Source organism: Devosia honganensis, assembly GCF_042648785.1.
In the GTDB taxonomy this organism is placed as follows: Bacteria; Pseudomonadota; Alphaproteobacteria; order Rhizobiales; family Devosiaceae; genus Devosia; species Devosia honganensis.
In genome coordinates, this window is sequence record NZ_JBHRYD010000010.1 from 46,427 (window position 1) to 64,292 (window position 17,866).

Below are 17,866 nucleotides of genomic sequence, written 5' to 3' on the forward strand. Positions count from 1 at the left end.
GAAGAAATTCTTCATGCAAATCAGTCTGGTAGAAAAAAATGTCAGACCCCGCTGCCTCGATTGTCTCCCGCGCCTCGGACCGGCATCGCGATGCCATAGCGGACGCCTATAATCAGGCCTTCGGCTTCCAACCCGCCCGCAGCCACGCCTATATCGAGCAGGTCGGCATCGGGAACTTCCGCATTTTCTCTGTCGGCGAGCAACTGGCCGCCGTGATGGCGGTGATCGAAACCGGTCATTGGCTGGGTGGCAAGCCGGTTCCGGCAATCAATATCGCCCATGTGGCGATCAATCCGATCTGGCGCGGTGCAGGGCTGGCAGGCCGGTTCCTTGAGCAGGTTTGCGCGGAGGCGGCCGCATCCAATATCGGCCTTGCCACGCTGTTTGCCTCGACGCGCCCGGTTTACCGGCGCGCCGGGTTTGCGCTGGCTGGCCTTGAAATGATCTATGAAGCCGAAACCTCCGTTCTCCCCAGGGTGCGCGGCGGCAGGTTTGTCCGCCTGGAAGGAGAGCCCGCCATCGCGGCGATCGAGGCCCTCTATCGGCAACGCTGCATCGATGATGCAGGGCTATTGCAGCGCAGCCCGGCGCATTGGGCGAGCCTGATGGCCGGAAATACCGCAGTCTTTGTCAGCGCCGTTGCGGCCGCGCCCGGCTATCTGGTGCTGGATACGAGCGATGTCGAATGTCTGGTGGTCCGGGATTGGGCTGCCATCAATGGCGCCGCCGCAGCACATCTGCTGACGTTTCTGGGAACGTTTTCTTCCGTATATCCCCGCGTACGCTGGCATGGCTCGCCACAGGACGCATTGGTCTTTGCGCTGCCCGACAAAGGCTGGCGGCTGATGCATCAGGAGGAGTGGCTGGCGCGCATACTTGACCCCGTCGCCGTGCTGCAGGCGCGTGGCTATAGCGCTGACGGCGTCTTGGGCATCGATCTGGATGCCGCTGGAACCGATATTCCACTGGCCCTGGAAATCCGGGACGGGCAAGGCATGTGCACCACGGGTCGAACCGGCCTGCCGACCATCCGCATCGCGCTTGGCGATTTCGGCACGCTGGTCACCGGACATCGATCGGCAAGCTTTCTGGCGCGCGCTGGCGTATTGACGGGTGATCCGGCAGCCATTCGCTTGTGCGAAACCTTGTTTGCCGGCCCCTCCCCATGGGTTGGCGAGCATTTTTAGACCGGAGTAAACTGCATGCAAAGCGCTTTGATCGCCAATATCCGGTCGTCCGCACCGAATATGACACCTGCCCTCACGCGTGTCGCGGATCACGTCCTCGCTCATTCCCAAGCCGTGCTCTATCAGAGCATCACCGAATTGGCGGAAGAGGCCAATTCCTCCGAAGCCAGCGTCATGCGCTTCTGTCGGGAACTGGGTTTTTCCGGATTTCAGAACTTCAAGCTGGTGCTTGCCCAGGAATTGGCGACACAGGGACGGTCCGATGCACCGCCGACAGCAGCCGATGCCGTACAATCGCTTATTGAAACGGCAAAGATTGCGCTGGATGAAACTGAACGTCTGCTCGATCGCGCCATCCTTCAAATCGTGGCCGCCGATCTTCTGGCGGCCACCCATATTGAAATCTTCGGAGTCGCCGCATCGGCCATTACCGCGCAATATCTGGAGTATAAGCTGACCCGGCTGGGCCTGCGCGCCCGCGCCGTTGCCGATTCGCATCTGGCGACGATGATCGCCGCCACCTCCGAACCGGACGTCGTCCATATCCTGGTATCCAGCTCGGGATCGACCATCGATACGGTGCGTGTCGCCGAACTCGCCCACAGCCGAGGCGTCAAGACGATTGCCCTGACCAACCGCTCCAAGAGCCCGCTGGTGGCCAAGAGCGATCATGTCCTGTTGGCGTCATGGCCGGAAACGCCACTGACCGGCGGCGCCTTCCCCTCCAAAATCAGCCAGTTGCTGATTGTGGATGCACTGGTCGCGGCCATCACCGATGCCAAGCCCGAACATCTGGAAACCATCAAGGATACGGCGAGTAGCGTCAGTGACCGCAATTTCTGACCGGGAAGTGCTGGCCATCGATATCGGCGGCACCAAGATCGCATTGGCCCTGGTCGCCAATGGACAGGTGACCCGGCGGCTGCAAATCGCCACGCCTCGCTCCGGGCGCGGCACTGATATTGTCGAGGCGGTTGCCAGGCAGGCGGCAACGCTGCCGGCAACGGTCTCGGCGGGGGTGGCGACAACCGGCATCGTCGACCAGGGCCATCTGACGGCGCTCAATCCGGCAACCTTGCCGATCGAGGACCGGTTTCCGTTGGTGCAGGCGCTCGAAGCGAGCCTGGCGCGGCCAGTGTTCGCCATCAACGATGCGCAGGCGGCAGCCTGGGCCGAGTTTCGACGGGGGGCGGGGCAAGGTGTCGAGCGCATGGCCTTTGTCACCGTTTCGACCGGCATCGGCGCCGGTATCGTGCTCGATGGCCGGCTGCAATCAGGCCGCAAAGGGCTGGCGGGGCATGTCGGACATATGATGGGTGACCCGGACGGGCCAGTGTGCGGTTGTGGCCGCCGAGGATGTATCGAGCGGTTGGCTTCGGGCACTGCCATCGCCGTGTTGGCGAGCGAGTTGTTGGGGCGGCCTGTCGATTCACCGGAGGTGTTTGCTGCGGCGGAAGCGGGCGACATGGCCTGTAATCGTCTATTGGATGGAGCCGCAGCCGGGCTGGCCAGCGTTTTTTGCGATCTGGTGGCGAGCCTTGATCTGGAGCGGGTAGTGCTGGGCGGCGGCGTCGGGTTGGCGCCGGGATTCCTGGAACGGGTACGACGGGCCATCGGCCTGCAGCCGGAGATCTTCCATCGACCGGTGGTTCGTGCCGCAATGGGAGCCGACGCGGGACTTATCGGTATTGCGGACCTGGTTTTGACGGAACTTTTCATTGAATAATTGAGATTGACGAAAAACGCCATCTTGCTACCATGAGCCTCAGAGGTGGGGGTTCTGATGGTCATATCCGTCGAAACGATGTTCGATCAGCTACGCGGCCGGTTGGTGGTGTCCTGCCAGGCGGTGGCCGAAAGCCCGCTGGCGCCGACGCCCCACATTGTTGCGCTGGCAGAAGCTGCGGTGCTGGGCGGAGCGAGGGGCTTGCGCATCGAAGGCGTCGCCAATGTACGCGCCGTGCGGGCCGCCGTCGAAGTGCCGATCATCGGCATCGTCAAGGCGAAGCACCCGGGGTCTGAAGCGTTCATCACCACGCGGATCGAGGAAGTAGACGCTCTGGCCGATGCCGGAGCCGAAATCATCGCCTTTGACGCCACCGATCGCACCCGGCATGTGCCGGTTGCCGATCTGGTCGCGGCCATAGTGGCGCGCGGCTGCATCGCCATGGCCGATATCAGCACCCTTGCCGAAGCCCGTTCCGCGGTGGCGGCAGGCGCCCATGTCGCCGGCACCACCTTGGCGGGCTACACCGATTATTCCACCGCGCTCGTCGGTCCCGATTTTGCCCTGATGGCCGATCTGGCCGCCGCCGGCATTCCCTTCATTGCCGAGGGGCGCATCTGGGAACCGGCGGAAGCGGCCCGCAGTATTGCGCTGGGCGCACAATTCGTCGTCGTCGGCTCGGCCATCACCCGCCCCGACGATATTACACGCCGCTATGCCAGCGCCGTTGCGACGGCTCGCGTCCAATCCGGAGAAACCGCATGACTACTCAATTCCGCGTCGCCGTGATCGGCGCAGGCTTCATGGGTTCGATGCATGCCGCGATTTTTTCGCGTGAGCCACGCGCCAGGCTGGTCGCCATTGTCGACCGCAATCTCGACCTGGCCCGCTCGGTCGCTGCCCGGCTTGGTGAGAAGGTGAACGTTTACGCCAGCCATGAAGAATTGCTGGCCGCCGAGCAACTCGATCTGGTCAGTATCTGCACGCCCGACCATCTCCATTTGCGGCCCGCGCTCGATATTGCCGCCAAGGGGATCAATCTGTTTGTCGAAAAGCCGATCGCCTCGACCCTGGAAGATGGCCGCAAGATCGTGGATGCCTGCAAGCAGGCCGGGGTCAAGCTGGGCATCGGCTATCTGCTGCGCTTCGATCCGCGCTACTACAAGGCGCGCGAATTGATGCAGACCGGCAAGATCGGCGCGCCGATCCATGTCTATACGCGCCGCAACAGCGCCCGCACCGAAGGACCCAAGCGCTATGGCGGCACCCTGCCGCTGGCGCTGCACGTGACCGTACACGATGTCGACCTGGTGCTGTGGATGCTGGAAGGGCAAACCCCGGTTTCGGTCTATGCCCAGCAGACCGACATTCTTCTGGGGTCCACCGGCACGCAGGATACCATCGCCGCAGTGGTTCGCTTTTCGGACGGCACGCTGGTGAATTTCGAAAGCGCATGGGCCCTGCCCGGCGGCGCCCGCCACATGATCGACGCCCGCATGGAGCTGATCGGCACCGAAGGCTCGTTCGAGGTTCAGTGCGGCGATAGCGGGCTTTACTTCGCCGACAACCAGGCATCGCGCGAGATCGACACCCAGCACTGGCCGAGTTTTGGCGACATTATCGGCGGCAGTCTGCGCCAGCAATTGAGCAGCGTGCTAGAATGGCTCGATGGCAAGCCTTCCCAGGTGGCCACGGGCGAGGAGGCACTGCGCTCCTTGGAATTGACGCTAGCCATGATCCGTTCCGCCGAGAGTGGGACGGTGGAACAGCTCTAGCGTTGATCGCACCCGACAGGGTGCAGAGGGAACGGACGACAACAAAGGGAATGGAACCATGAAGAGACGTCATCTGATCGTGCTGACAGCGGCGCTTGCCGCCTCGACTGCCATGCCGGCCTTTGCGCAGGATGCCAGCAAGCCATATGCCGGCACGCGCCTTGCCGTGCTGATGGAAGGGCACCCGACCACCGATGGCATTCAGGCATTGCTGCCCGAATTCACCGAAGCCACCGGCATCGAAGTCGAACTCGAAGTTGTGCCTGAATCCGATATCACCGCCAAGACGCTGCTCGAATTCTCCTCGGGGTCGGGCCGCTATGACGTGGTACAGAACAACATCATCTTCGTGCCGGGCTTCGTGGAGGCTGGATATGTCGAGCCCCTCGATGAGCTCGAGGCGCAGAACCCCAGCTTCATCGACCGTGACGATTTCGTGCCGGGCTATCTCAACACCAATCTCGTCGACGGCAAGCTCTACGGTCTGCCCGTTTACGGCGAGAGCACGTTCCTCATGTATCGCAAGGACCTGTTTGAGGAATACGGCATTGCGGTGCCGACGAGCTTTGCCGATATCGAGGACGCCGCCAGGACGATCAAGGAAAAGTCGAACGGCGAGATCACCGGCATCACCATGCGCGGCGCCCAGGGCATCCATAGCGTCTATGTCTGGGCGGGCTATCTCTGGGGCTTCGGCGGTGAGTTCATCGATGCCGAAGGAGGCTCGGCGCTGGGAACACCCGAAGCGGCCGAGTCGCTAGAAGCCTTCGCGCGCGTGCTGCGCGATTACGGTCCAGTGGGCGTCGCCAATTTCGGCTGGGAAGAAAACCGCGTTCTCTTCCAGCAGGGCAAGGCAGGAATGACGCTCGATGCCACGGTGAACGGCGCCTTCAACGAAGATCCCGAGATATCTTCGGTCGTCGGCAAGGTCGGCTACGTGCCGGTGCCGGTGGAAACCGACGCGCCCAAGGGCGGCTCGTCCTCGCTGGCCGTGCATAGCCTCTATATCTCGTCGGCTTCGGTCAACAAGGAGGCTGCCTGGCTGTTCGCCTCCTGGGCCACCGCCAAGGAACAGCAGATCAAATCGCTTGAGATCGCGCCGAATTCCGGCGTCACCTCGCTCGCAGCTTTGTCTTCAGAGGCGTTCGACAGCCGTTACGGCGCCTTCAAGGATGCGATGATCGCCTCGATCAACCAGGGCAATCCGCAATATCTGCCGACCGTTCCTGCCGCCAATGAGATCATCAACAATGCCGGCATTGCGGTGTCCAAGGTCCTTGCCGGCACGGCAAGTGCTACCGACGCATTGGCCGAGGCGGACGCCGCTAACGCGGCTGCGCTCTCGCGTTGAGTGCAGGCGGCTCCGTCACGTCCATTCTCCCACGTGACGGGGCCCCTTTTTGAGGATTGGCCATGACCAAGGACGCAACCACGCTCTTCTATCGCCCTGTCATGGTGTTCATGGGTGCCGTCTCCGTCGTGGTCACAGTCTATGTGCTGTGGCTGACGGTGCAGAACATCTCGTTGCTGCGCCCCGGGGCGCAGCAATTCATCGGCCTCGACAATTATGCAAGGCTGCTGTTCGACATGCGGGGCCTGTCGGCGCTCGGCCGCACGGTGCTGTTCACCGTCCTGGCTACCGGCATCGAACTGGTGCTGGGTCTCAGCATCGCCTTGCTTTTGGATCGCGAATTTGCCGGCAAGCGCGTCGTTCGCGCCCTGATCCTGGTGCCTATCGTCATGACCCCCGTCGTGGTGGGGCTGACCTGGCGCTTCATGTTCGATCCCTCGAGCGGCATGGCCAATTATCTGCTGTCCGTCATCGGCTTCGGGCCGGTGGATTGGCTGGGCAGCACCAATGTCGCGCTGTTCTCGCTGCTGATTGCCGATATCTGGCAGTGGACGCCGTTCGTCGTGCTGCTGACCATGGCCTCGCTGGAAGCGCTGCCCGGCGACCCCCAGAGCGCGGCGCGCGTCGATGGCGCCCGCGAATGGCAGGTGCTCTGGCACATTACGCTGCCCATGCTGCAGCGGGCCCTTCTGGTCGTCGGCGTCATCCGCGCCATCGACAGCATCAAGGCCTTCGACATCTTCTATATCATGACGCGCGGCGGGCCGGCGCTCTCGACCGAGACGCTGAACCTTTACGGCTATATCGCCGCCTTCACCAATTTCGACATTTCCTATGCCTTGACCATAGCCATGGTGCTGACCATCCTGACCAATGTGGCGCTGCTGGCCGTCTATGGTCTGGCTTTCCGCCCCAAGAAGAGCGGTTAAGACCGATGCGCAAGATAGCCTTCTATGTTCTTATCGCCGCCTTGGTCGTGGTGGTGCTGTTTCCGCTCTACTGGGTGGTTGCCACCTCGATCAAATCCATCCGCGACGCCTTTGCCATCCCGCCGGTCTGGCTGTTTGAGCCGACCTGGGACAATTACGGCCGGGTGCTGAGCAATGGCGTCTTCCTGCGCGCTTTCGTCAACAGCGTGATCGTCTCATTCATCGCCAGCACCATCGCGGTGACCATCGGCGCGCTGGCCGCCTACGGGCTGGTGCAGCAGAGCGACACGGTCAAGTCCAACAACGAGAAGTTCGTGCTGAGCCTGCGCATCGCGCCGCCGCTGATCTTCGTCATTCCGACCTATTTCCTGGCGGCCCAACTCAAGCTGCTGAACAATCACTGGCTGCTGATCGCCGTTTACGCGTTCATCAACATCCCCTTTGCCATCTCCATGCTGCTGACCTTCTTCGAGGATATTCCGCGCGAATTGCGGGATGCCGCCAAGGTCGATGGTGCGCGTGAGTTCACCATTTTCTGGGAGGTGTTCCTGCCCGTGGCCAAGGGTGGCATCATCGCCACGCTGATCATGTGCGTGCTGTTCACCTGGAACGAATTCTTCATCGCGCTGGTGCTGACGGGCCGCGATACGCAGACCCTGCCGGTCAGCATCACGTCCTTCCTCACCTTCCAGGGCGTGCAATGGGGGCCGCTCACCGCCGCGGCCACTCTGGTCATGCTGCCCATGCTGATACTTGGCATGCTGGTGCAGGGTCAGATCGTGCGCGGCATGTCGCTCGGCAGCATCAAGGGATAGACGCCAATGCCCAAGCTTTCGCTTCAACTCAAGAATATCGTGAAGGCTTATGGCGCCGTCCCTGTGCTCAAAGGGGTGAGCGTCGACGCCGAGGAGGGCGAATTCGTCGTCCTGCTGGGACCATCGGGCTGCGGCAAATCCACTTTGCTGCACGCCATAGCTGGCCTGCACCCCATTGATTCCGGCGATATCGTCATTGAAGGCCGGTCGGTGACGGATATGCCCACGCGCGATCGCGACGTCGCCATGGTGTTCCAGTCCTATGCGCTCTACCCCAACATGACGGTGGCGCAGAATATCGGTTTTCCCCTGCGCATGCGCAAAATACCCGCTGCGGAGATTGCATCGCGGGTCGGCGAGGTAGCCCGTCTGCTGCAGATCGAGCCCCTGCTGGAGCGGCGGCCACGTGAGCTCTCGGGTGGCCAGCGTCAGCGCGTTGCCATTGGTCGGGCCCTGGTACGCGATCCCAAGGTCTTCCTGTTCGACGAGCCGCTCAGCAATCTCGACGCCACCTTACGCGTCGAGACCCGCTCCGAAATCAAGCGGCTGCATGCCCAGCTTGGCAAGACCATGATCTATGTTACCCACGACCAGATCGAGGCGATGACCCTGGCGACCAAGATCGTGGTGATGAACAAGGGCGACATTCAGCAGATCGGCACCCCGCACGAGGTCTATCACCACCCCGCGAACCTGTTCGTGGCCCGTTTCGTTGGCTCGCCCACCATGCATATGTTCGCCGGTACGCTGGTGAAAGGCGCGGACGGCATCAGCTTCGATGATGGCAAGGGCTGGAGAGTGCCGGTTCAGGGGGTTGACCCAATCGCGGCCGGCCAGGCGGTGCTGCTCGGCCTGCGCCCGGAACACATCGTGCTGGCCCAGCCCGGTTCCGGCGAATCCGCGACCGTCGAATCCGTCGAGCCGACCGGCCCCGAGGACAATGTGGTGCTCACCATTCGCGGGCAGGAAGCCATTGCCCGCTTTCCAACTGGCAGCGTAGAGGCCGGCAGCACCGTTGCGGTCACTCTCGATATCGCCAAGGCCTCGCTGTTCGCGGCCGACAGCGGTTTACGCCTGAACTAGCGACGTGTGCCCGTGGACATGGCCGTTGCGTGTGGCACTCGTCGAATTTGGGATCTGGGTGCCGCGCGCCCGTCCCGGCGTGTCATCGACACCAGACGCAGAGCCATGGCTGGGGCGCCAGGATTCGAACCTGGGAATGGCGGTACCAAAAACCGCTGCCTTACCACTTGGCGACGCCCCAACTGGCGCCGGTTCCTACACGGTTCGGGCAGCGGGCGCAACATGGTCGCGGGCCCGATAAAAGGTTGCGAGAGGCGCTTGAACCGGAATAGGAGCGCGGCTATAAAGCCGCCACGTCGCGGCGGGCCGGCCTTGCCGGAGCCTGGGCAATGCCCGGATGCCGCGAGCCTGGCGGAGTATAGCGCAGCCTGGTAGCGCACCTGCTTCGGGAGCAGGGGGTCGCGTGTTCGAATCACGCTACTCCGACCAATTAGAAAAGGGCTTAGCTGAAAAAGCTAAGCCCTTTTCTACGTCTGACGACTGGGCTAGCAATGCTTGTGCTTGCCAAAGCCAACGAGAAAAGCGACACCTCAGCCGAAGGCGACCGGTAGCTGGCACGCATTTGCAATAGATCAACCAATCGGCCAACTCGCCCGTCTGACAGGACGTATATTAACAGAGATAGCATTAGCCTAGAGCCGGTTGTTAGAGGGGTGTGCCGGTGCAGGTGCGTTTGCTGGTCCGTATAGGTGCAATTATCGGGGCCACGCTGCTGCTGGCGGCTTGTGCCGGAACTATGCCGCCGCGTAAGGCGCTGGCGCCCGAATTGGTGGCCAGTAGCATCATCACGGGCAGCCAGGTCATCCGTTACTGGGGCGATGACCCCGAGTTCGTCACCACTCATTCCCGCATCAAGCCGGGCGATGACGGTATCGTTGATTATCTGACCCTGTCGGGCGGCGGCATCAATGGTGCCTATGGTGCCGGTTTCCTGGTCGGCTGGACGGCCAGAGGCGACCGCCCCGAATTTGAAGTCGTCACCGGCATCAGCGTGGGCGCCATGATGGCCCCTCTCGCCTTTATCGGCTCCCGCCATGACGGGCGCCTGCAAGCCGCATTTTCGAGCCTTACCCAGCAGACCAATATGCGGGTCGATTTCCTCTCGGCCCTGTTCGGGGCGCCATCGGTGTTGAAAAACACGGTCATTCTCGACGCCATAAGGCAGTTGGTCGATGAGCGGGTACTCGATGAAGTGGCGGCCGGGCATCGGCAGGGAAGGCGGCTCTATGTCGGCACCACAAACCTGGACGCGCAACGGCCGGTGGTCTGGGATATCGGCGCCATCGCGGTCAGCAACATTCCCAACAAGCTTGACCTGGTGCATCGCATCATCCTGGCCTCGACCGCGGTTCCAGGTGTATTTCCTCCGGTATTGCTGGAAGCAGAAGCCCAAGGCCAGCGCATCGATGAACTGCATGTTGACGGCGGCGTGACCCAGCAGGTCCTTCTGATGCCCGGCGGCTACAAGGGCGGCGGCGGCACGAAGAAGCTCTATGTGCTGTTCAACGGAGTGGTCGACCCTACCCCAGCCACCGTCACCAGGCTGGCAAGTCTGGATCTTCTCGAGCGCGCTGTACCCACGCTGTTGAAATATCTCGGCCGGGCCAATCTCGAGCAATTGGCCAATACCGCCGCACGTAACAATATCGCCTTCCGCCTCTCGGCCATTCCAGCCAGCTTTCCCCAAAGCCAGGGCCTGCTGGGCGACGAAGCCTGGCTGGGGCAGCTCTTCGACTTCGGCTTTGCCAACGGCAAGGCGGGCATATGGCAGAACACGCCGCGATAAAGCGTCTTGCTGGCGCACATGCACGCTTGCCCTTGGCCAGGGCGCGCTGGATGATTTTCACCGCGGTCTCGGTCTTGCCGGCGCCGGTTGGCATCTGGAGCATGGGCCGGCGCCGTCCAGCGGCAACAGCGTGGTAGGTCTCGGCGATGCCCTGCTGCTGGTATCCCAGGCTCCCGTTCCATTTCCCACGGGATTGGCGGAATTGGCCGCCATGGCAGCCTGGCTCTCCGCGGCTCGCTTCGGCGGCCCCGGAGGCGTCGGCGCGCTGCCTGCCTTGCTGTGATGGAACCGCGGGGAGGGAGAACGGTTATCCTCGGCATCGGAGGAGAAGATATGACCGTTGCCTTGATGATACTGGGAACCCTGGCCGTGCTGGCCTATACGACCGCCCGCCCCGGCTCCTACAGCCGCTATCGCAGAAGGACGTTCGCCGCCCCGCGGCCGCGCTGAGGGGCCGATCTTCACGCTTGCGACCTCGTGAAAAAATACCCGCAAACCCTTTCGGCCGCCGCCGATCGAGCGAACCTATCTTCTGCTTGAGCTGCGGCGCGCCACCAGGCGGGGCGTGACCACGAAATGTTCCGCCTCGTCGCGGCCCTTGATCCGTTCGATCAGCAGGCGCGTCGCCTGCAAGCCGAGCAATTCTCCCGATTGGTCGATGCTGGAAAGGCCGTTCTGGGCGAAATCGCAATACATGGTATTGTCATAGCCCACGATGCCGACATCCTGGGGGATGCGCAGGCCCAGTTCGGTCGCCACGCTGATGACCTCGAGGGCGATGAAGTCGGTCCAGCAGAAAATCGCCTCCGGGCGCGAGGCCGGCTCGAGCATGCGCCTTGCGGTGATCTGCGCCTCGCGCGGCGTCTGGGCCGAATGCACCACCTGGATATGCCGGCCCAGTTCCGCCTCCATCATGGCGCGGCGATAGCCGATCTCGCGCTCGGCGATGATGGTGGAGGTGTCGCTGTTGAGGCTGAGCATGGCGATGCGCTTGTAGCCATTGGCCGCCAGGTGCCGGACCGCCAGCATGGCGCCCTGCTGGTCATTGGTGTTGACGGTGTCGAAAAGCGTTGCGGCCGGCTCGTGGTGGCCGATGGTCACCAGCGGCTTGCCGCGTGCGAAAGCGTCGAGATTGCCGCGGTTCGTGATGGCGCCGATCAGCAGGATACCGTCCATCTGGCGATCGATCATGGCATCGACGGCCGCCACTTCCCCGTCGGTCGAGGATTGGCTGATCCCGATCAGCGTCCGGTACTGCGTGCGCTCGAGCGCATTGTCTACCCCGGTCATGATGTCGGCGAAGAAGGGGTTGCGCAGATCGGGCTGCACGATGCCGATCGTATAGGTCTGGCCCCGCATGCCGCGCGCCGCCGCCAGCGGGCGGTAGCCCAGCTTGTCCATCGAGGCGCGGACCTTGCTGCGCAGGGCGTCGGAGACGCCATAGGCGTCGCGCAGGACTTTGGAGACGGCGGCCACGGAAACCTCGGCGTCTTCGGCGACCTCCCGGATCGTCACCCGGCGGGACCGCTTTTCCGCCCCGTTCTTCGCCATGGTCCGGCGCCCTCCATTCCGATGTCCACCCATCCATGTGCCACTCCATCCCTCTCCAGCGCAAGATTTTCTATTGCCAAACGCCGGAAAACGTAGAACGATGCACGTAGAACATTCTACATAAATGCGTCAGGCGAGGGGAGGCCAGGGTGAACGAAGCGGCGGCAATCGAGACCGGCAGCGCGGGGCCGGCGCGGCTCGAGTGGAGCGCGCGGATGATCCGGCCGCTTTCCGACCGGGGCGTGGGCACCCCTGCCAGCTTCGTCGCCAGGAGCTTCGTCCTGCCGGCGCCGCGCGGCACCGAGATGCTGCATATCAGTGCGCTGGGGCTCTATCGCGCCTTCATCAATGGCAGGCGCGTCGGCAACGATCTTCTCACCCCGGGCTGGACCGCCTATGACCGGCGCCTCAGCTATCAGACCTATCCGGTCGGCGACCTGCTGCGGGAGGGCGAGAACCGCATCGAGATCTGGCTGGCCGATGGCTGGCTGCGCTCGCAGATGATGTGGGGCCGGCATCCCATCTTCAACACCTGGGGCGAGCACATCGCCGCCATTGCCGAACTGCATGGCGCCCCGGGCGCCGGCGCGCCCTTGCTCGTCACCGACGCCAGTTGGGAAAGCGGTGAATTGCCGGTGCGCAAATCGGGCATTTATTTCGGCGAGATCTACGACGCCCGCATCGTGCCCGAGGCCTCTGCCGGCACCGCCGTCATGGATTTCGACCGCTCGATCCTCGTGCCGCACGAAACCACGCCGGTCCGGGAGCTGGAACCGCTGCCGGTGACCAGGAGCTGGAGCGATGGCGAGGGGCGCACGGTTTACGATTTCGGCCAGAATGCCGGCGGCAATGTCGCCATCACCGTGCGTGGCGCCGCCGGCGCCCGCATCGTCGTCGAGCATGGCGAGGTGCTCGACCAGGAGGGGCAATTCTACAACGGCAATTATCGCACCGCCGCGGCGCGCGTCGAATATGTCCTGGCCGGCAGCGGCGAGGAGCATTACCGTCCCGTCTTCACCTTCCAGGGCTATCGCTATGCGCGCGTAACCATCGAAGGCGGGGCCGAACTGCTCGACATCGTCTCGGTGCCGGTCAGTTCGGTCACCCAGGTCAAGGGGCGCTTCACCTCCGGCAATGGGCTGGTCGACCGGCTGGTGCTCAATACGCTGTGGTCGCAGCGCGCCAATTTCATCGAGGTGCCGACCGATTGCCCGCAGCGCGACGAGCGCCTGGGCTGGACCGGCGATGCGCAGGTCTTTGCCGGCACGGCCTGCTATCTGGCCGATGTGCAGGGCTTTTTCCGCAAATGGCTGCGCGATCTCGCGGTCGACCAGCGCGAGGACGGCGCCGTCCCCCATGTCTCGCCCGACCCCACCCGCCTCGCACCGCAGGATTATCCGGGCTTTTACGGCTCGACCGGCTGGGGCGACGCCATCTATGCGGTGCCCTGGCAGCTCTATCTGCATTATGGCGACCGGGATATTCTGCGCGAGCTGCTGCCCGCCATGGTGAAGTGGGTGGACTTCGTCTGGTCGATCAGCGACGGGCCGGTGGTGTCCCCGCCCCGCGCCTGGGGCGCGCGCGGCTTTTCCTTCGGCGACTGGCTGCAGCCGGGCGGCCCCAGCGCCAAGCCGCTGCCCACCATCGGGGACGACGCCGCCGCCACCATCTATCTGTTCATCGCCGCCAGCCAGGTCGCCGCGATTGCCCGCCTGCTGGGGGAGCACGAGGCGGAAACGCGGCTCGCCGCCATGGCCGAACAGGTCAGGACCGCCTTCCAGCACGAATTCGTCACCCCGTCGGGACGGCTGGCCTATGACGACCAGACCTCCTATGCGCTGGCCTTTCTGCACGATCTCATCCCACAGGACCGGCGCGAGGCCGCCAAGGCCTATTTCCTCAATGCCATCGCGCGCACGGACGGCCGCATCGGTACCGGCTTCATCGGCACGCCCGCCCTGCTGCCGGCGCTGGTCAAGATCGGGGAATGGGGCGTCGCCGCCGAGATGTTCCTTCAGGAGGAGGTCCCGGGCTGGCTCTATCAGGTGAAGATGGGCGCCACCACGATCTGGGAGCGCTGGGACGCGATCCAGCCCGATGGCAGCATCTACAATCCGCAGATGAATTCCTACAATCACTACGCCTATGGCGCGGTGTGCCAGTTCCTGTTCGAAGGGGTCGCAGGGTTCCGGCCGGATGCCGACGATCCGGGTTTCGGCACCATCGTCTTCGAGCCGGTGATCATTCCGGAACTGTCGCCGGTTTCGGCCGACCACGACAGCGCGCGCGGGCGCATCGCGGTCAATTGGTCGGTCGAGGGCGAGGCCGTGCGCTACGAATTCGAGATACCGCAGGGCGCCCGGGGGCGGCTGGTGCTCAGCCCCGCCTATCGTAATGCCGTGCTCGACGGCACGACCCTTGCCGGCACCGGCGCCGAAGCCATCGGGCCCGGGCGCCATGTGCTGAGGTTCGATTATTCGGCCCCCGTCCGGGAGGAAAAGCGGGGACCGAGCATCAATGCCCGCACGCCCTGATCGGGGACGGCGGGCGCAAGCCAAGGTCCGCATGGAGCGGGCCGAATGGGAGGAGAGACCATGATCAAGACCAGAATTGCCGCCCTGGCGGGCGCCAGCACGCTGGGCCTGCTGCTGACGGCGGGCGCCGTCCAGGCCCAGTCGGGCCATCTGACGTTCCTCGTCGACAACGGCCCGCAATCCATCGCGGTGGCCGAGGCGCTGGTGGAGGCCTATGCCCAGGTCAACCCCGATGTCAGCATCGACGTCGAGGTGCGCCCGGGCGGCGGCGAGGGCGACAACATCGTCAAGACGCGGCTGGCCACCGGAGCCATGGCCGATGTCTTTCTCTACAATTCCGGCTCGCTGTTCCAGGCCATCAACCCGCAGCAGAACCTGATGCCGCTCACCGGCGAGGACTGGCAGGAGCGGGTGCAGGACAGCTTCAAGCGCGTGGTGACCGCCGGCGAGGACGTCTATGGCGCGCCCTGGGCCCCGGCCATGGGCGGAGGCATCTTCTACAACATTCCCATCTATGAGGAACTGGGGCTCGACATCCCCAGATCCTGGGAGGCGTTCATGGCCAATAACGCCGCCATCAAGGCGGCGGGCAAGGTGGCGGTCATCCAGACCTATGCCGACACCTGGACCAGCCAGCTCTTCGTGCTCGCCGATTTCTACAACGTTCTGGCCGAAGTGCCGGACTTCGCCGAGAAATACACCGCCAACGAGGCGAAGTTCGCCACCACGCCGGCGGCGCTGCGCGGGTTCGAAAAGCTCCAGGAGGTCGCCGAGGCCGGCTATTTCAACGAGGATTTCGGCGCCGCCACCTATGCCGACGGCGTGCGCATGGTCGCCACCGGCGAGGGCGCGCATTATCCCATGCTGACCTTCGCCATCGGCGCCATCGCCGAAACCGCGCCGGAGAACCTGGACGATGTGGGCTTCTTCGCCCAGCCCGGCGACAGCGCCGACAGCAACGGGCTGACCGTGTGGATGCCCGATTCGGTCTATATCGCCGCCAACAGCGCCAATCCCGACGCGGCCCGGGCCTTCGTCGCCTTCATGGTCAGCCCCGAGGGCTGCGAGGTGCGCAACCAGGCGGTGGGCGCCACCGGCCCCTATATGGTCGATGGCTGCGTGCCGCCCACCGACATACCGCCTTCGGTGGCCGACATGCTGCCCTATTTCGAGGCGGGCGGGAACAATGCCCCGGCGCTGGAATTCCTCTCGCCGGTCAAGGGCCCCGCGCTCGAGCAGATCACCGTCGAGGTCGGCACCCTCATCCGCTCGGCCGCCGACGGTGCCGCCCTTTACGACGAGGACGTGCGCAAGCAGGCCCAGCAGCTCGGCCTGCCCGGCTGGTAAGCGGAACCGGGACGAACCGGCCCCGAAGGTGTAGCTTCGGGGTCGGTCTCACTGCGAGGTATTCCATGGCAATCGCCACTGCCCCCGTGCCGGGACGCAAAGGCCGGACGGCCTATCCGGGCTGGTTCTTCCTGCCCGCCGCCATCATCTACGGGGTGCTGTTCCTGGTTCCCACCTTCGCCTCGCTCTATTTCAGCCTCACGCGCTGGACGCTGTTCGATTCCGTCTTCATCGGCCTTGAGAACTTCGCCCAGTTCCTGCGCGAGCCGTTCCTCATCCAGGGTCTGGTCAACACCGTCATCTACGCGGCGATGACCTCGGGGCTCAAGGTGGTGCTCGGCATGCTGCTGGCGGTGATGCTGACCAGCCAGATCGTGGCGCGCGGCTATCTGCGCTCGGTCATCTTCTTTCCGGTGCTGGTCTCGACCGTGGGCGTGGGCATCACCTTCACCGTGCTGATGCACCCCACCGCCGGCATGATCAACGAGGGGCTGGCGCTGTTCGGCATCAAGGGGCCGGGCTGGCTCACCGATCCGCGCCTGGCGCTTTATTCGGTAGCGCTGGTGGATGTGTGGAAGGGCGTGGGTCTCGCCACCGTCATCTATATCGCCGGCCTCGTCGCCATTCCGCGCGACTATTACGAGGCCGCCCGCATCGACGGCGCAACGAAACTACAGAACTTCTTCTACGTCACCCTGCCGCTCAGCCGCCCTGCCACCGCCACGGTGATCATCCTCAGCTTCATCGGCGGGCTGCGCACCTTCGATCTCATCTGGGCGATGACGCGGGGCGGGCCGGGCTTCGCCTCCGACACCATCGCTTCGGTGATCTACAAGCAGTACCAGGCAGGCTTTTACGGCCTGTCGACCGCCGGCAATGTGGTGCTCTTCATCCTCATCGCCGTGCTCGTCGTGCCCTTGACCATGTTCCTCAACCGCAGGCAGGGCCACGAATGAAGCCGCGCGCCTCGCTCATCGGCGGCGTCGCCGCCATCGCCGTCACCTTCGTGGTTTTCGTCATCCCGTTCCTGTTCATCATCCTCATGGCCTTCAAGGACCGGAAACAGGCCGCCCTGCGCGACTTTTCCTGGCCCGAGGGCTTCCATCTCTGGGACAATCTGGTCGAGGTGGTGACGACGCGGAACTGGATGATGGTCACCGCCTTCTTCAATTCCTCGCTGATCACCGTGGCCAGCGTCACCCTGCTGGTCGTCTTCGCGGCCATGGTGGGCTATGTGCTGGCGCGCCGCAGGACGCGCTGGAACGGGCTCATCGAATTCCTGATCCTGGCCGGGCTGATGATCCCGCCGGCCGTCGTGCCCACCATCTGGCTGCTCCAGGGCCTCCGGCTCTTCGGCACGCTGCACGGCATGATCCTCATCGAAGTGGCCTATAACCTGCCCTTCTCGATCATCCTCTACCGCGCCTTCATCGCCACCATCCCGCGTGAATTGGACGAAGCCGCGATCATCGATGGCGCGCGGCCGCTGGACGTCTTCTTCCGGGTCATCCTGCCGCTGCTGTGGCCTGTCACCGTCACCAATATCGTGGTGCAGTCGGTGGGCATCTTCAACGATTTCACCAATCCGCTCTACTACCTGCCCGGCAACGCCAATGCCACGGTGCAATTGACCCTCTATAATTTCCAGAGCCAGTTCAGCACCGCCTACAATCTGCTGTTCACCAATATCCTGCTGATCACCGTCCCGCCGCTGATCGTCTTCCTGTTCTTCAACCGGCAGATCGTGGCAGGCATGACCGCAGGCGCCGTCAAAGGATGATC

At 63.6% G+C, this 17,866-nt stretch carries 15 protein-coding genes, 2 tRNA genes and 1 pseudogene; 15 read left to right on the forward strand and 3 right to left on the reverse strand.

Annotated features, from left to right (window positions below):
• Nucleotides 1-38 precede the first annotated feature (38 nt).
• The 9 genes from ACFOOL_RS11215 to ACFOOL_RS11255 all read left to right on the forward strand — a co-directional run bounded on the left by ACFOOL_RS11215 (nt 39) and on the right by ACFOOL_RS11255 (nt 8,866).
• Nucleotides 39-1,187 (forward strand): GNAT family N-acetyltransferase, encoded by a 1,149-nt coding sequence (locus ACFOOL_RS11215; RefSeq protein WP_380097120.1) that lies wholly within the window; start codon nt 39-41, stop codon nt 1,185-1,187.
• A 15-nt stretch (nt 1,188-1,202) separates the two neighbouring features.
• Nucleotides 1,203-2,030 (forward strand): MurR/RpiR family transcriptional regulator, encoded by an 828-nt coding sequence (locus ACFOOL_RS11220; RefSeq protein WP_380097121.1) that lies wholly within the window; start codon nt 1,203-1,205, stop codon nt 2,028-2,030.
• On the forward strand, nt 2,014-2,913 hold the full coding sequence (locus ACFOOL_RS11225; RefSeq protein ID WP_380097122.1) for an N-acetylmannosamine kinase: 900 nt from the start codon (nt 2,014-2,016) through the stop codon (nt 2,911-2,913). Before ACFOOL_RS11220 ends, ACFOOL_RS11225 begins: the two co-directional genes overlap by 17 nt.
• 57 nt (nt 2,914-2,970) lie before the next feature.
• Nucleotides 2,971-3,678 (forward strand): N-acetylmannosamine-6-phosphate 2-epimerase, encoded by a 708-nt coding sequence (locus tag ACFOOL_RS11230; protein WP_380097123.1) that lies wholly within the window; start codon nt 2,971-2,973, stop codon nt 3,676-3,678.
• Nucleotides 3,675-4,688: a Gfo/Idh/MocA family protein gene (locus ACFOOL_RS11235; protein WP_380097124.1), complete on the forward strand. Its 1,014-nt coding sequence runs from the start codon at nt 3,675-3,677 to the stop codon at nt 4,686-4,688. Before ACFOOL_RS11230 ends, ACFOOL_RS11235 begins: the two co-directional genes overlap by 4 nt.
• Before the next feature lie 58 nt (nt 4,689-4,746).
• Nucleotides 4,747-6,039, forward strand: a complete 1,293-nt coding sequence (locus ACFOOL_RS11240; protein WP_380097126.1) for an ABC transporter substrate-binding protein — start codon at nt 4,747-4,749, stop codon at nt 6,037-6,039.
• 62 nt (nt 6,040-6,101) lie between these two features.
• Nucleotides 6,102-6,968, forward strand: coding sequence for a carbohydrate ABC transporter permease (locus ACFOOL_RS11245; RefSeq protein ID WP_380097127.1), 867 nt, complete (start codon nt 6,102-6,104; stop codon nt 6,966-6,968).
• A gap of 5 nt (nt 6,969-6,973) precedes the next feature.
• Entirely contained in the window at nt 6,974-7,783 is an 810-nt protein-coding gene (locus tag ACFOOL_RS11250) for a carbohydrate ABC transporter permease (RefSeq protein ID WP_380097128.1), read from the forward strand.
• Nucleotides 7,784-7,789: 6 nt separating this feature from the next.
• Nucleotides 7,790-8,866, forward strand: coding sequence for an ABC transporter ATP-binding protein (locus tag ACFOOL_RS11255; protein WP_380097129.1), 1,077 nt, complete (start codon nt 7,790-7,792; stop codon nt 8,864-8,866).
• Nucleotides 8,867-8,972: 106 nt separating this feature from the next.
• Here ACFOOL_RS11255 and ACFOOL_RS11260 read toward each other — a convergent pair.
• Nucleotides 8,973-9,047 (reverse strand) — tRNA-Gln (locus ACFOOL_RS11260).
• A 171-nt stretch (nt 9,048-9,218) separates the two neighbouring features.
• Here ACFOOL_RS11260 and ACFOOL_RS11265 point away from each other — a divergent pair.
• Nucleotides 9,219-9,295 (forward strand) — tRNA-Pro (locus tag ACFOOL_RS11265).
• A 307-nt stretch (nt 9,296-9,602) separates the two neighbouring features.
• Nucleotides 9,603-10,652: a patatin-like phospholipase family protein gene (locus tag ACFOOL_RS11270; protein ID WP_380097131.1), complete on the forward strand. Its 1,050-nt coding sequence runs from the start codon at nt 9,603-9,605 to the stop codon at nt 10,650-10,652.
• 34 nt (nt 10,653-10,686) lie between these two features.
• Here ACFOOL_RS11270 and ACFOOL_RS11275 read toward each other — a convergent pair.
• Both ACFOOL_RS11275 and ACFOOL_RS11280 read right to left on the reverse strand, forming a co-directional pair.
• Nucleotides 10,687-10,821 (reverse strand): annotated as a pseudogene (locus ACFOOL_RS11275) (DEAD/DEAH box helicase family protein); the annotation flags it as partial.
• Between the two features lie 356 nt (nt 10,822-11,177).
• Nucleotides 11,178-12,203 carry a LacI family DNA-binding transcriptional regulator gene (locus tag ACFOOL_RS11280; RefSeq protein WP_380097134.1) on the reverse strand — a complete coding sequence of 342 codons (1,026 nt, stop codon included), beginning with the start codon at nt 12,201-12,203 and terminating at the stop codon, nt 11,178-11,180.
• A 215-nt stretch (nt 12,204-12,418) separates the two neighbouring features.
• Here ACFOOL_RS11280 and ACFOOL_RS11285 point away from each other — a divergent pair, with 215 nt between their 5' ends.
• The 4 genes from ACFOOL_RS11285 (at nt 12,419) to ACFOOL_RS11300 (ending at nt 17,864) form a co-directional block, all read left to right on the forward strand.
• Nucleotides 12,419-14,737, forward strand: coding sequence for an alpha-L-rhamnosidase (locus ACFOOL_RS11285; protein ID WP_380097485.1), 2,319 nt, complete (start codon nt 12,419-12,421; stop codon nt 14,735-14,737).
• A 60-nt stretch (nt 14,738-14,797) separates the two neighbouring features.
• The gene (locus tag ACFOOL_RS11290) at nt 14,798-16,084 is read left to right on the forward strand and encodes an ABC transporter substrate-binding protein (protein ID WP_380097137.1); all 1,287 of its coding nucleotides are present in this window, start codon (nt 14,798-14,800) and stop codon (nt 16,082-16,084) included.
• Nucleotides 16,085-16,149: 65 nt separating this feature from the next.
• The gene (locus ACFOOL_RS11295; protein ID WP_380097139.1) at nt 16,150-17,040 is read left to right on the forward strand and encodes a carbohydrate ABC transporter permease; all 891 of its coding nucleotides are present in this window, start codon (nt 16,150-16,152) and stop codon (nt 17,038-17,040) included.
• Nucleotides 17,037-17,864 carry a carbohydrate ABC transporter permease gene (locus ACFOOL_RS11300; RefSeq protein WP_380097141.1) on the forward strand — a complete coding sequence of 276 codons (828 nt, stop codon included), beginning with the start codon at nt 17,037-17,039 and terminating at the stop codon, nt 17,862-17,864. Before ACFOOL_RS11295 ends, ACFOOL_RS11300 begins: the two co-directional genes overlap by 4 nt.
• Nucleotides 17,865-17,866: the final 2 nt, after the last annotated feature.

Excerpts from the sequence above, each read along its gene's own strand:
- ACFOOL_RS11215 (WP_380097120.1), top strand. The coding sequence starts at position 39 with ATGTCAGACCCCGCTGCCTCGATTGTCTCCCGCGCCTCGGACCGGCAT.
- ACFOOL_RS11220 (WP_380097121.1), top strand. The coding sequence starts at position 1,203 with ATGCAAAGCGCTTTGATCGCCAATATCCGGTCGTCCGCACCGAATATG.
- ACFOOL_RS11230 (WP_380097123.1), top strand. The coding sequence starts at position 2,971 with ATGGTCATATCCGTCGAAACGATGTTCGATCAGCTACGCGGCCGGTTG.
- ACFOOL_RS11235 (WP_380097124.1), top strand. The coding sequence starts at position 3,675 with ATGACTACTCAATTCCGCGTCGCCGTGATCGGCGCAGGCTTCATGGGT.
- ACFOOL_RS11240 (WP_380097126.1), top strand. The coding sequence starts at position 4,747 with ATGAAGAGACGTCATCTGATCGTGCTGACAGCGGCGCTTGCCGCCTCG.
- ACFOOL_RS11245 (WP_380097127.1), top strand. The coding sequence starts at position 6,102 with ATGACCAAGGACGCAACCACGCTCTTCTATCGCCCTGTCATGGTGTTC.
- ACFOOL_RS11250 (WP_380097128.1), top strand. The coding sequence starts at position 6,974 with ATGCGCAAGATAGCCTTCTATGTTCTTATCGCCGCCTTGGTCGTGGTG.
- ACFOOL_RS11255 (WP_380097129.1), top strand. The coding sequence starts at position 7,790 with ATGCCCAAGCTTTCGCTTCAACTCAAGAATATCGTGAAGGCTTATGGC.
- ACFOOL_RS11270 (WP_380097131.1), top strand. The coding sequence starts at position 9,603 with ATGCCGCCGCGTAAGGCGCTGGCGCCCGAATTGGTGGCCAGTAGCATC.
- ACFOOL_RS11280 (WP_380097134.1), bottom strand. The coding sequence starts at position 12,203 with ATGGCGAAGAACGGGGCGGAAAAGCGGTCCCGCCGGGTGACGATCCGG.
- ACFOOL_RS11285 (WP_380097485.1), top strand. The coding sequence starts at position 12,419 with ATGATCCGGCCGCTTTCCGACCGGGGCGTGGGCACCCCTGCCAGCTTC.
- ACFOOL_RS11290 (WP_380097137.1), top strand. The coding sequence starts at position 14,798 with ATGATCAAGACCAGAATTGCCGCCCTGGCGGGCGCCAGCACGCTGGGC.
- ACFOOL_RS11295 (WP_380097139.1), top strand. The coding sequence starts at position 16,150 with ATGGCAATCGCCACTGCCCCCGTGCCGGGACGCAAAGGCCGGACGGCC.
- ACFOOL_RS11300 (WP_380097141.1), top strand. The coding sequence starts at position 17,037 with ATGAAGCCGCGCGCCTCGCTCATCGGCGGCGTCGCCGCCATCGCCGTC.